At 70.2% G+C, this 11082-nt stretch carries 13 protein-coding genes and 1 tRNA gene; 8 read left to right on the forward strand and 6 right to left on the reverse strand.

Translation table 11 applies throughout. The features are described 5' to 3' along the window. Positions 1-32: 32 nt before the first annotated feature. Complete coding sequence (locus AC2AXK_RS12320) at positions 33-806, reverse strand: uracil-DNA glycosylase (protein ID WP_484345669.1); 774 nt, start codon at positions 804-806, stop codon at positions 33-35. Positions 807-817: 11 nt separating this feature from the next. Further along, positions 818-1789 carry an adenosine deaminase gene (locus AC2AXK_RS12325; protein WP_484345754.1) on the reverse strand — a complete coding sequence of 324 codons (972 nt, stop codon included), beginning with the start codon at positions 1787-1789 and terminating at the stop codon, positions 818-820. Between the two features lie 232 nt (positions 1790-2021). Between AC2AXK_RS12325 and AC2AXK_RS12330 the strand changes: the two genes are divergently transcribed. Beyond that, positions 2022-2519: a flavodoxin domain-containing protein gene (locus AC2AXK_RS12330; protein WP_484345670.1), complete on the forward strand. Its 498-nt coding sequence runs from the start codon at positions 2022-2024 to the stop codon at positions 2517-2519. A gap of 7 nt (positions 2520-2526) precedes the next feature. Here AC2AXK_RS12330 and AC2AXK_RS12335 read toward each other — a convergent pair whose 3' ends face one another. Genes AC2AXK_RS12335 through AC2AXK_RS12350 form a run of 4 tightly spaced genes read right to left on the reverse strand, consistent with a single transcriptional unit; the run spans position 2527 to position 6298 of the window. Continuing rightward, positions 2527-3201 carry a response regulator gene (locus AC2AXK_RS12335; protein ID WP_484345671.1) on the reverse strand — a complete coding sequence of 225 codons (675 nt, stop codon included), beginning with the start codon at positions 3199-3201 and terminating at the stop codon, positions 2527-2529. Further along, positions 3164-4522 (reverse strand): sensor histidine kinase, encoded by a 1359-nt coding sequence (locus AC2AXK_RS12340; protein WP_484345672.1) that lies wholly within the window; start codon positions 4520-4522, stop codon positions 3164-3166. Before AC2AXK_RS12340 ends, AC2AXK_RS12335 begins: the two co-directional genes overlap by 38 nt. Next, on the reverse strand, positions 4509-5387 hold the full coding sequence (locus AC2AXK_RS12345) for an ABC transporter permease (RefSeq protein ID WP_484345673.1): 879 nt from the start codon (positions 5385-5387) through the stop codon (positions 4509-4511). Before AC2AXK_RS12345 ends, AC2AXK_RS12340 begins: the two co-directional genes overlap by 14 nt. Further along, positions 5384-6298 carry an ABC transporter ATP-binding protein gene (locus AC2AXK_RS12350; RefSeq protein WP_484345674.1) on the reverse strand — a complete coding sequence of 305 codons (915 nt, stop codon included), beginning with the start codon at positions 6296-6298 and terminating at the stop codon, positions 5384-5386. Before AC2AXK_RS12350 ends, AC2AXK_RS12345 begins: the two co-directional genes overlap by 4 nt. 281 nt (positions 6299-6579) lie before the next feature. Here AC2AXK_RS12350 and AC2AXK_RS12355 point away from each other — a divergent pair. From AC2AXK_RS12355 to rplL, 7 genes are all read left to right on the forward strand, one after another. Then, positions 6580-6652: transfer RNA gene (locus AC2AXK_RS12355), tRNA-Trp, on the forward strand. Positions 6653-6757: 105 nt separating this feature from the next. Then, complete coding sequence (secE, locus tag AC2AXK_RS12360; protein WP_484345675.1) at positions 6758-7039, forward strand: preprotein translocase subunit SecE; 282 nt, start codon at positions 6758-6760, stop codon at positions 7037-7039. A gap of 140 nt (positions 7040-7179) precedes the next feature. Then, entirely contained in the window at positions 7180-7977 is a 798-nt protein-coding gene (nusG, locus tag AC2AXK_RS12365) for a transcription termination/antitermination protein NusG (protein ID WP_484345676.1), read from the forward strand. 66 nt (positions 7978-8043) lie between these two features. Next, the gene (gene rplK, locus AC2AXK_RS12370) at positions 8044-8475 is read left to right on the forward strand and encodes a 50S ribosomal protein L11 (RefSeq protein WP_484345677.1); all 432 of its coding nucleotides are present in this window, start codon (positions 8044-8046) and stop codon (positions 8473-8475) included. 106 nt (positions 8476-8581) lie between these two features. Next, the gene (gene rplA, locus AC2AXK_RS12375; RefSeq protein WP_484345678.1) at positions 8582-9301 is read left to right on the forward strand and encodes a 50S ribosomal protein L1; all 720 of its coding nucleotides are present in this window, start codon (positions 8582-8584) and stop codon (positions 9299-9301) included. 378 nt (positions 9302-9679) lie between these two features. Continuing rightward, a complete protein-coding gene (gene rplJ / locus AC2AXK_RS12380) occupies positions 9680-10210 on the forward strand; it encodes a 50S ribosomal protein L10 (RefSeq protein ID WP_484345679.1) in 531 nt (176 codons plus the stop codon). 84 nt (positions 10211-10294) lie between these two features. Continuing rightward, a complete protein-coding gene (rplL, locus tag AC2AXK_RS12385) occupies positions 10295-10678 on the forward strand; it encodes a 50S ribosomal protein L7/L12 (protein ID WP_484345680.1) in 384 nt (127 codons plus the stop codon). The last annotated feature ends 404 nt before the right edge of the window (positions 10679-11082 follow it).

The following is an 11082-nucleotide window of genomic DNA, read 5'->3' on the forward strand; positions in this document are numbered from 1 at the left end:
AACGGCGCGCCGCGTGGGATGGTTCCCGGATCTCAGGACGGATCTGAGGACGGATCCGTGGTCGGGCTCCGCGTGACCTCACGCGCCCGGTCGAGGACGTCGTCGATCATCGCGGGCGTGAGCCGGCCGGTGAAGGTGTTCTGCTGGCTCACGTGGAAGCAGCCGAGCACGACGAGCCTACGTCCATCGGGGTGCCGGATGAGCACCTCCGTACCGTGGCCGAACACCGGCCGGGGGCGGGGAACCGACCAGTTCAGGTCCTGCAGGGTGGCGAGGAGCGCCTGCCAGCCGAACGCTCCGAGGACGACAGCGACGCGCAGCGTCGAGGAGAGCAGCTCGAGCTCACGGCCCAGGTACGGCGCACAGCGGTGACGCTCGCTGGGCGTCGGTTTGTTGTCCGGCGGGGCGCAGTGCACGGGTGCGACGAGACGGACGTCACGGAGCGTGAGCCCGTCGTCGGCGCGTACGGACGTCGGCTGGGAGGCGTAGCCGGCGCGGTGCAGGGCAGCGAAGAGGAAGTCCCCGCTGCGGTCACCCGTGAACATCCGACCGGTGCGGTTGCCGCCGTGCGCCGCTGGCGCCAGCCCGACGACGACCACGCGGGCGGCCTCGTCGCCGAAGCTCGGCACCGGCCGTGCCCAGTACTCCTCGTCGCGGAACGCCGCCCGCCGCACCTCACCGACGTGCTCACGCCACGCGACGAGGCGCGGGCAGGCGAAGCACCCGGTGACGAGCGCGTCGAGCTCGCCGAGCGTGCGCGCACCCGCGGCGAGTCCGGGCCGGTCTGCTGCCGCTCCGCTGCCCACCCGATCGACCGTCACCGCTCGCCGGGCGTCGCCAGCCAGTCGTCGACGCCCGCGAGGAGCCGGGCCTTCGTGGCCGCTGACGCTCGGCTCGCGGTGATCGACGAGCGGGCGAGCGCGGCGAGCTCGGCGTCGGAGAAGCCGTGCACCTCCCGCGCCGTCTCGTACTGTGCGACGAGCCGCGAGCCGAACAGCAGCGGGTCGTCGGCTCCGAGCGCGACGACGGCCCCTGCCTCCACCAGTGCACGTAGCGGCACGGCTGCGTGCTCGGCGTACACACCGAGGGAGACGTTGGACGCCGGGTTGACCTCGAGCGCGACGTCGTTCGCGACGAGGGTCGCGAGCACCTCACGGTCCTCGATGGCGCGCACGCCGTGGCCGAGCCGGTCGGGCCGCAGGTTCTCGACGACCTCATGGATGTGGTCGGGGCCGAGGAGCTCGCCGCCGTGCGGGACGGACGCCAGACCGGCACGGCGCGCGATGGCGAACGCGGGGCCGAAGTCCGGCGTCGTGCCCCGGCGCTCGTCGTTGCTCAGGCCGAACCCCACGACCTCTCCCGGACCGTCGCCGGCGTACCGCGCAGCGAGCCGGGCGAGGGTCCGCGCCTCGAGGGGGTGCCGCATGCGTGACGAGGCGACGATCACCGCGACCTCGGTGCCCCAGGTCTGGGTCGCCGTGCGCGCGGCGTCGAGCACCACCTCGAGCGCGGGTGTGAGCCCGCCGACGAACGGCGCGTACGACGTCGGGTCGACCTGGATCTCCAGCCTGCCGGAGCCTTCGGCGGCGTCGTCCTCAGCCGCTTCCAGCACGATCCGTCGCATGTCATCGGCTGACCGCACGCAGGCCCGTGCGGCGTCGTACAGCCGCTGGAACCGGAACCAGCCCCGCTCGTCGGCCGGGAACAGCACAGGGTCGGCGTCGAGGAGGGCGCTGGGCAGCCGGATGCCGTACACCGCGGCGAGGTCGGCGAGAGTCTCCTTGCGCATGGACCCGGTGAAGTGCAGGTGCAGGTGGGCCTTGGGCAGGGTCCGCAGATCCCGACGGCCGCCGCCGCACCGCTGATCTCCTGGAACCTGGGGTGCGGGGAAGGACGGGTGGCGCATTCCCCGATTCTGACAGCAACCGGGACTTCCGGCCCACGATCCCCGAGCGGTGCGGCGGGACGATGGAGGGACGACGCGCGCAGACGCGTGCCGGCACGACGACCAAGGAGACACCATGCGAGCTCTGGTGAGCGCAGCGTCACGGCACGGTTCGACGCGGGAGATCGCGACCGTCATCGCGAGATCCCTGGCGCACCACGGTGTCGATGTCGACCAGATCGACCCCGAGGACGTCTACGACGTCGGGCACTACGACGCCCTTGTCGTCGGGTCGGCGATCTACCTGGGGCAGTGGCTCCCCGCGGCACGGGACATGGTCGACCGCGTCGCCCGGCAGCTCCCCGGTCGTCGCGTCTGGTTGTTCTCCTCGGGCCTGTCCGGGAAGGCCCCCGCCGTGACGCTCCCGACCGTCGAGAATGTGGCGGTGCAGCCGGAGGCGCACCAGTACTTCCCGGGCAACCTCGACGTGCTCCAGCTCTCCCTGGCCGAGCGTGCCGCCATCCTCGCCGCGCGCGGTACCTACGGCGACGCGCGTGACCTTGATGCGGTCCGCACCTGGGCGGAGGCCCTCGGCCGTACGCTGGCGGCGTCCCTGCCGGCCCACGCCGTCTAGGAACCCGTCATCGGGGGGCGGGCAGGATCCCCCGTTCCATCGCCCGTGTGACGGCGAGCGTCCGGCTGTCCACGCCGAGCTTGCCGAAGATCCGCAGCAGGTGCGTCTTGACGGTTGCCTCGGCGATGAACAGCTCCCGCCCGATCGCGGGGTTGCTCAGCCCGCGCGCGACGGCGCCGAGCACCTCGATCTCCCGGGCGGTGAGGCGCTCGTCCTCGCCACGCATCTGCGTGACGAGGCGGGTGGCGACCGACGGCGCGAGCACCGTCTGGCCGCGCGCAGCTGCCCGGACACCGGCGACGAGCTCGGCACGGGGAGTGTCCTTGAGCAGGTAGCCGGTGGCACCGGCCTCGACCGCCCGCAGGATCTCCGAGTCGGTCTCGTAGGTGGTGAGCACCACCACCCGTGGTGGGGCCGGCAGGGCGCGGATGGCCCGCGTCGCGGCGACGCCGTCGAGCACAGGCATGCGCAGGTCGGTGAGCACGACGTCGGGCGCGAGCTCGCGCGCGAGCGCCACGCCCTGCTGGCCGTCCTCGGCCTCGCCGACGACCTCGATGTCCGGTTCGGCCGCGAGCAGACCGGCGATCCCGGCGCGCACCACGGGGTGGTCGTCGACGACGAGCACCCGGACGGTTCCCCGGGCGTCACACACCGGCGTGCACCGCGTGTGCGTGGTCGCCATGGTGGGCACCGGGAACCGTGACGTGCACCCGGGTGCCACGCCGGGCCCCGGGGTGCTCCGGGGCGTCGCTGGGCTCTGTCAGGCGGCGGGAGGTGATCTGCACGGACCCACCGTAGGCCGCGACACGCTCGCGCATGCCCTGCAGGCCGAACCCCTCGCTCATGCCAGGGTCGATCCCCACGCCGTCGTCCTCGACCACGAGCGTCGCGCCGCTCGTGGTCAACCGCAGCTCGAGCGTCGCGCACGTCGCCCGGGCATGGCGCCGGACGTTCGAGAGCGACTCCTGCGCGGCGCGCAGGAGCACGACGTCCCCGCCCGGAGGCAGGGTCGGTCCCGCCGCGTCGTCCGGGACGTCCACCGATGCCGCCACGGGAACGCCCGTCTCGTCCTCGAAGCCCTCGACGAGCCGGGTCAGCGCCTGCCCGAGGCTCGATCCCTGCAGGGGCGGTGGTGCGAAGGCCGCGACGAGCGACCGCGCTTCGGCGAGGTTCTCCCGCGCCGTGCGCTCGATGAGATCGAGCCGTTGGGCGACGGCGGCGACCGCCCCGCGCTCGAGGTCGATCCCTGCCGTCTGCGTGAGCATGATGACGCTCGTGAAGCCCTGGGCGAGGGTGTCGTGGATCTCGCGGGCGAGCCGCTCGCGCTCAGCGGCGACCCCCGCGGCGTGCTGGCGTCGTCCCACCTCCGCCTGGGCGGCCTCGAGGTCGTCGAGGAGCTGGACCTGGGCGGTGCCCTGGGAGATCACGGTCCGCAGCCAGATCCCCATGAGGAGGGCGAACGCCAGCCCGAGCAGCATCTGGAAGACGATGACGGCGGGGTGCTCTCCCGAGTCGCGCAGCCGGAACAGCAGCGCGAGGGTGACTACCGCCGTGAGGACGATGCAGAGGTACACCCCCGACCGCGTCGTGGGTGCGAGGAGCCACACCTGCGAGTACGCGACGAACAGCAGCACGGTGCCGAGCGGGTCGATGCCGGTGACGAAGCCCGTCACCGCGAACAGGACGCCCAGGTACAGCGCGCCGCTGCGGAGGTTCTCGGTCTCGACGGCCCGCCTGCCCACCGACGCGTACACGACGACGAGGACGGCCAGCGCGACGAGCGAGGCGGTGAGCCCGGTGCCCCAGCCGGCCGGGCGGTCGGAAGCGCCCGCGACCAGGGACCCGGCGGCGATGGCCACGAGACCGTAGAACGCCAGGTGCCAGTAGCGCAGCACCCGCGACCAGGACGCGGCCTCGCGCTGCACGTGACGTCCGTCCGACGCCGCGCCCGGGTGGGTGCGGGTCGGCGGACCGGCGAGGTGCGCCGCGTCAGCCGTCGTCACGGCGTCGCCACCGGAAGGTCCGCACACCGACGAGGAGTCCGAGGATCAGCCATGCACCAAGGATGAGGGCCGTCGTCGTGTGCTGCCAGGACCCCGACGCCTCCCACGCCGCAGCGTGCTCGGGGAGGAACACCGACCGCATGCCCTGGGCCATCCACTTGAGGGGGAACACCTCGGCGATCCGCTGCATCCAGCTCGGCAGGTCGGTGAACACGAAGAACACCCCCGACACGAACTGCAGGACGAGGACCACCGGTGTCACGACGGCGCTCGCGGACCTGCCGCTGCCGGGCAACGACGAGAACCCGATGCCGCACACGGCGCCGGTCGTCGCCGAGAGCACGAAGACCCAGGCGAAGGTGCTCCAGGCGCCGGCGGTCGACGGCATGGGGACGTCGAAGACGAGCGCGGCGACCACGAGCAGGAGCGCGAGCTGGACGAGCGAGACGACGAGGACCTGCCCGATCTTCCCGAGGATGTAGCTCGTCGGGGACAACGGCGTGGCCTGGAGGCGTTTGAGGGTCCCCTCGTCCCGTTCGACGGCGATGTTGATCGCGAGCGTCTGGAACGTCGTGAGCATGATGCCGGTGGCGATCATGCCGGGGAGGAAGTACTGGGCGAAGGGCACGACCGCCCCGTCGGCAGGGTCGCCCAGCGTCGCCCCGTCCTTGCCGAAGACGGTCGCGAAGATCGCCAGCATGATGATGGGGTAGGCGAAGATGAAGACGAGCGCGTCACGCTCCCGGAAGAACGTCGTGATCTCCAACCGGGTGCGTTCCCATCCGAGCTTCGCCGTGCTCGGCAGGCGGGTGGGCTGGCCGCTGCTCGCGGCGTCGCGGCGCTGGGGTACGTGGGTCGCGGTCATCGTGAGACCTCCTGTGCGGTGCCGGGCCGGGACGGCGCGTCCGCGTCGTCGGCCTGGGCGATGAGGGACAGGTAGACGTCTTCGAGGCTCGGCCGGACGACCTGCAGGCCGGGGACCTCCCCGTCGGGTCCGGCCACCTCCCGGGCGAGCCGGGCCACGAGGGCTGTCGGCTGGTCGGTCGCCTCGGACCTGCTCTGCCCGTCCTGCTGCCAGCGGACGGTCGTGCGGCGGGCTCCGGGGCCCCCCAGCTGGTCCGGGGCGTCGAGCGCGACGACACGGCCGGCCCGGACGACGGCGGCGCGGTCCGCGAGGTGCGCTGCCTCGTCGAGGTAGTGGGTCGTGAGGACGATGGTGGTCCCACCATCGCGAAGGGACGAGATGAGGTCCCAGAAGCTCCGCCGTGCGTGCGGGTCGAAGCCGGTCGTGGGCTCGTCGAGGAAGAGCAGCTCGGGCCTCCCGACGATGCCCAGGCCGACGTCGAGCCTGCGTCGCTGCCCACCGGACAGGTGGCGGACGCGGTCCGTGGCCTTGTCCGTCAGGCCGACGGACTCGATCACCTCGTCAGCGTCCCGGGCGTCGGGGTAGTACGTGGCGACGTGCCGCAGGAGCTCGCGGACACTGAGCTCGGGCTGGTCGCGGGAGTCCTGGAGCACGACGCCGATGCGGCTGCGCCAGGCCCGGCCCGCGACAGCGGGGTCCTCACCGAGCACCCGGACGTGCCCGGTGGTCGCCTGCCGGAAGCCTTCGAGGATCTCGACGGTCGTCGTCTTTCCGGCGCCGTTGGGTCCGAGGATCGCGAAGATCTCGCCGGTGCGGACCGTGAGGTCGACGCCGGCGACAGCGTGACGGTCCCCGTACGTCTTCGTCAGTCCCTTGACCTCGATGGCCGGAGCGGGAGTGGTCTGTGTCATGGGACCAGCATGCTCCGCGGACGGGTGCTCGCGGCAGCCGTGGACCGGCGGGATCTGCGCCGCGCCCACCGGTGGAGGGGTGGGTCAGCCGATCGGTGGACATGGTCGGCAGGGGAGGCCCGCTGGCTCGCTTCTCGCCCCGGTCCGGCCGCGGGAAGCGACGCTGGTTAGACCGGGGGACCACCGTCGCGTACAGTGGTCAATCGGTGGTTGACGTCCACCACACTGCAGCGTGCCCGCGAGGGTATCTCGCAGCCGTGGATACTGGATGTCGTCCTCAAAGGGTAGTGGCGCAATTGGTAGCGCAGCGGTCTCCAAAACCGCAGGTTGCAGGTTCGAGTCCTGTCTGCCCTGCTGAGTGTCATCACCGACCTCGGGTCGGTCGTGGCGCTGCCCCCGTCATGGGGGAGACGAGGTCATGGGCACGTGATGACACAGGCCACGACGTAGGGACGAACAGTGAGCGAATCCGCATCTGGTGCCGCCAACGCCGAGAGCGTCGGCGTCAGCGGAGCGAAGAGCAGCGACAAGAAGTCCACGCAGAAGAAGGCCAACTTCTTCGCGCGGGTCGCCCTCTTCCTGCGCCAGGTCGTCGGGGAGCTCAAGAAGGTCGTCACCCCGACCCGCTCGGAGCTGTTCAACTACGTGCTGGTCGTGATCGTCTTCGTGCTCGTCGCGATGGGATTCGTCGTCCTGCTGGACTTCCTCATCGGCAAGGGCGTCTTCTGGGTGTTCGGCTGACGCCAGCCGTCGTCCCGACGACGCCTGGCCCTGCGGGTGCCGGGTACGAACAGCGCGACGCCGGGCCGCGGTCCGCGCCGCACCACACCACAGTCCGTCCGGGCAGGTTCTCGGACAGTCAGTAGAAAGCAGGTTGACCCGTGTCTCAGGAGTCGTTCGAACCGACGGAGGAGATCGTCGACGCCGTCGTGTCCGATGCCGAGAGCGCGGATGCGACCGTTGCCACGTCCGAGGACGTGGATGCCGGTGAGCTGGACGCCTCGGACGAGGTCCCCGCGACCGACGCCGAGCCCGTCGACGAGACCGGAGGCAGCGACGCCGCTGCTGACGAGGACGTCGAGGAGGACCCGGTCGAGGCCTTCAAGCGCGAGCTGCGCTCCAAGCCCGGTGACTGGTTCGTCATCCACTCCTACGCGGGTTACGAGAACCGGGTCAAGGCCAACCTCGAGAACCGCATCCAGAGCCTCAACATGGAGGACTACATCTTCCAGATCGAGGTTCCGATGGAGGAGGTCACCGAGATCAAGAACGCGCAGAAGAAGGTCGTCCGCCGCGTTCGGATCCCCGGTTACGTCCTCGTGCGCATGGACCTCACCGACGAGTCGTGGGGCGCCGTGCGCCACACGCCCGGCGTCACCGGGTTCGTGGGACACACCCACCAGCCGGTGCCGCTGACCCAGGACGAGGTCTTCGGCATGCTCGCGCCGCTCATCGCCCCCAAGGCGGACGGCACGAGCAAGGGTGCCGAAGGGCGTCCCGCGATCGAGGTCGAGTACCAGGTCGGGGAGTCCGTCACCGTCACCGACGGGCCGTTCGACACGCTGCCCGCCTCGATCTCCGAGATCAACGCCGAGAGCCAGAAGCTCAAGGTGCTGGTGTCGATCTTCGGCCGGGAGACCCCGGTCGAGCTGTCGTTCAGCCAGGTTGCCAAGATCTGATCCTGAGCGAGCGGACGGCGCCGTGCGGCGTCGTCATCTACTGAGTCAGAACACGAAGGACCCGACATGCCTCCCAAGAAGAAGGTATCTGGGCTGATCAAGCTCCAGATCAAGGCCGGCGCTGCCACGCCGGCACCCCCGATCGGCCCCGCGCTCGGTCAGCACGGCGTCAACATCATGGAGTTCTGCAAGGCGTACAACGCCGCGACCGAGTCGCAGCGTGGCAACGTCGTGCCCGTGGAGATCACGGTCTACGAAGACCGCACCTTCACCTTCATCACGAAGACGCCGCCTGCAGCGGAGCTCATCAAGAAGGCCGCTGGCGTGGACAAGGGTTCGCCCACCCCGCACACGGTCAAGGTCGCGACCCTCTCGGCCGACCAGGTCCGCGAGATCGCCTCCACGAAGCTCGAGGACCTCAACGCCAACGACCTCGAGGCTGCCTCGAAGATCATCGCCGGCACCGCTCGCTCCATGGGCATCAAGGTCGAAGGCTGACCTTCAGCACCTCATTCACATCCGTCCGGCAGGCCGTAGGCCCGCTGGAGAGTGGCAGGGTCCGCGCGGACCCGTAGACCACGACTGCTACAAGGAGAACAAGCAGATGGCAACGCGCAGCAAGGCATACCGCAACGCGGCGGAGAAGATCGATCGCGACAACCTGTACACGCCCCTCGAGGCCGTGCGTCTCGCGAAGGAGACCTCGGTCACCAAGTGGGACGCGACCGTCGAGGTCGCCTTCCGCCTCGGCGTCGACCCCCGCAAGGCGGACCAGATGGTCCGTGGCACCGTCAACCTGCCCCACGGCACCGGCAAGACCGCTCGGGTCCTGGTCTTCGCCACGGGTGAGCGTGCCGAGCAGGCACGCGCCGCGGGCGCCGACATCGTCGGTGGCGACGAGCTCATCGAGAAGGTCGCGGCCGGGTTCACCGACTTCGACTCCGCCGTCGCGACGCCGGACCTCATGGGGAAGGTCGGGCGCCTCGGTAAGGTCCTCGGCCCCCGCGGTCTCATGCCGAACCCGAAGACCGGCACCGTGACGATGGACGTGGCGAAGGCTGTCACGGAGATCAAGGGCGGAAAGATCGAGTTCCGCGTCGACAAGCACTCGAACCTCCACTTCATCATCGGCAAGGTCTCCTTCACCGAGAACCAGCTGGTGGAGAACTACGCCGCAGCGATCGACGAGGTCCTGCGTCTCAAGCCGTCCTCCTCCAAGGGCCGCTACATCACCCGGGCGACGCTCGCGACGACGATGGGCCCCGGCATCCCCGTGGACCAGACGAAGACGACGAAGCTGCTCGGCGAGGACGAGGCCGCCTGACGGTCGTGTCGTGACGCGGGCGCAGGCCCGCTGGCAGTGCAGCACGAAGCCGGGTCCCTGGGAGGGGCCCGGCTTCGTGCCGTCCTGGAGCCGACGGCCCGGGGGAGTCGACCCGGGGGCGTTTGGACCTGGCGACGACGTGGCGTACGCTATGGGGGTACCCAAGACCGCAGGTCGTCGATCGTGCCCAGAAACGGGCGCAGTTGACCGAAGCTCCGCTCGCAGCGGGGGCCGGCGCAGGTGAGAGAGCAACCAGAGCAGCAGCCCGTGAGGGCTGTGCGATGCGAGCCCCGCGCCTGCGCGGGGCTCTTTTTTGTGTGTGGTGCGGGAGCCGGGATCCCCGGCGAGACACGCGGCACCACCATCGGAAGGATTGCCATGGCGAGGCCGGACAAGGCAGCCGCAGTCGCGGAGCTCTCGGACCTGTTCCGCGAGTCGAACGCTGCAGTGCTGACTGAGTACCGCGGGCTCACCGTCGCGCAGCTCAAGCAGCTGCGTCGGTCGCTCAGCGGCAACGCAACCTACGCCGTGGTGAAGAACACGCTGACCGCGATCGCGGCCAAGGAGGCCGGTGTCGAAGGACTTGACGCCGACCTCTCCGGGCCGTCGGCAATCGCCTTCGTCTCCGGGGACCCGGTCGAGGCTGCCAAGGGCCTGCGTGACTTCGCCAAGGCGAACCCCCAGCTGATCATCAAGGCGGGTGTCCTCGACGGGCGCCCGATGACCGCTGCGGACATCAACAAGCTCGCGGACCTCGAGTCCCGCGAGGTGCTGCTCGCCCAGCTGGCCGGCGTCTTCAAGGCGTCGCTCTACCAGGCGGCATACCTCTTCACGGCCCCCGCCTCCAAGGCCGTGCGCACGATCGACGCCCTGCGCGAGAAGCAGGCTTCGCAGGACAGCGAGTCCTGAGCCTTCCCGTCAGGGATCGCCCAGGAACCGCACACACCCCACACCCTCTGCTTCACGCAGGACAACCAGGAAGGAACGCCGACCATGGCGAAGCTCACCACCGAAGAGCTCATCGAGGCTTTCAAGGAACTGTCCCTCATCGAGCTCTCCGAGTTCGTGAAGGCGTTCGAGGAGACCTTTGAGGTCACCGCAGCGGCCCCCGCCGCTGTCGCCGTTGCAGGTCCGGCCGCCGCCGCGGTCGAGGTCGAGGAGGAGAAGGACGAGTTCGACGTCATCCTCGAGTCGGCTGGCGAGAAGAAGATCCAGGTCATCAAGGAGGTGCGCGCCCTCACGAGCCTCGGCCTGAAGGAGGCGAAGGACCTCGTTGACGGTGCTCCGAAGGCGGTCCTCGAGGCTGCTAACAAGGAGACGGCCGAGAAGGCCAAGGCTGCCCTCGAGGGCGCCGGCGCCACGGTCACCCTCAAGTGATCTGAGCTCCACAGCTCCACCATCGCAGACGATGAGGCCCGCACCCCCAGGGGTGCGGGCTTCGTCGTCTGCACAGAGATCGAGCCCGGGCACGCGGCATCGGCATGTCGCCGCGGAGCCCCGCCGACGCCTCGCTGAGGCGTCCCACGCTCGTGCACGAACGTCCGGGTTGCTCATCCTTGACTCGGTCGGCTATGCTAACGCTTTGCGCTGGCGTGTGCCTGCAAAACCCATCCCTGATGCCGGGTGGACCAACCTTCAGACAGTCCGGAGCGAACTCCGGGGCGTTCTCGAAGGGTGGTCCGCGGAGCTGTGAGACGCGAAAGTCCTTGGAAAACAAGGGCTGAGCGGCCCTCGGAGCCTCGGCGAACACCACAAGGGTGGCCGAGCAGGACGCAAAGCGC

The sequence above is a fragment of the Sanguibacter sp. Z6_81 genome, assembly GCF_057180625.1.

What these genes read in the sequence shown, in the direction of transcription:
- rplA (WP_484345678.1), top strand. Translation starts at nt 8,582, where the DNA reads ATGGCAACGCGCAGCAAGGCATACCGCAACGCGGCGGAGAAGATCGAT.
- AC2AXK_RS12330 (WP_484345670.1), top strand. Translation starts at nt 2,022, where the DNA reads ATGCGAGCTCTGGTGAGCGCAGCGTCACGGCACGGTTCGACGCGGGAG.
- rplK (WP_484345677.1), top strand. Translation starts at nt 8,044, where the DNA reads ATGCCTCCCAAGAAGAAGGTATCTGGGCTGATCAAGCTCCAGATCAAG.
- AC2AXK_RS12335 (WP_484345671.1), bottom strand. Translation starts at nt 3,201, where the DNA reads ATGGCGACCACGCACACGCGGTGCACGCCGGTGTGTGACGCCCGGGGA.
- rplJ (WP_484345679.1), top strand. Translation starts at nt 9,680, where the DNA reads ATGGCGAGGCCGGACAAGGCAGCCGCAGTCGCGGAGCTCTCGGACCTG.
- AC2AXK_RS12325 (WP_484345754.1), bottom strand. Translation starts at nt 1,789, where the DNA reads ATGCGCAAGGAGACTCTCGCCGACCTCGCCGCGGTGTACGGCATCCGG.
- rplL (WP_484345680.1), top strand. Translation starts at nt 10,295, where the DNA reads ATGGCGAAGCTCACCACCGAAGAGCTCATCGAGGCTTTCAAGGAACTG.
- AC2AXK_RS12350 (WP_484345674.1), bottom strand. Translation starts at nt 6,298, where the DNA reads ATGACACAGACCACTCCCGCTCCGGCCATCGAGGTCAAGGGACTGACG.
- AC2AXK_RS12345 (WP_484345673.1), bottom strand. Translation starts at nt 5,387, where the DNA reads ATGACCGCGACCCACGTACCCCAGCGCCGCGACGCCGCGAGCAGCGGC.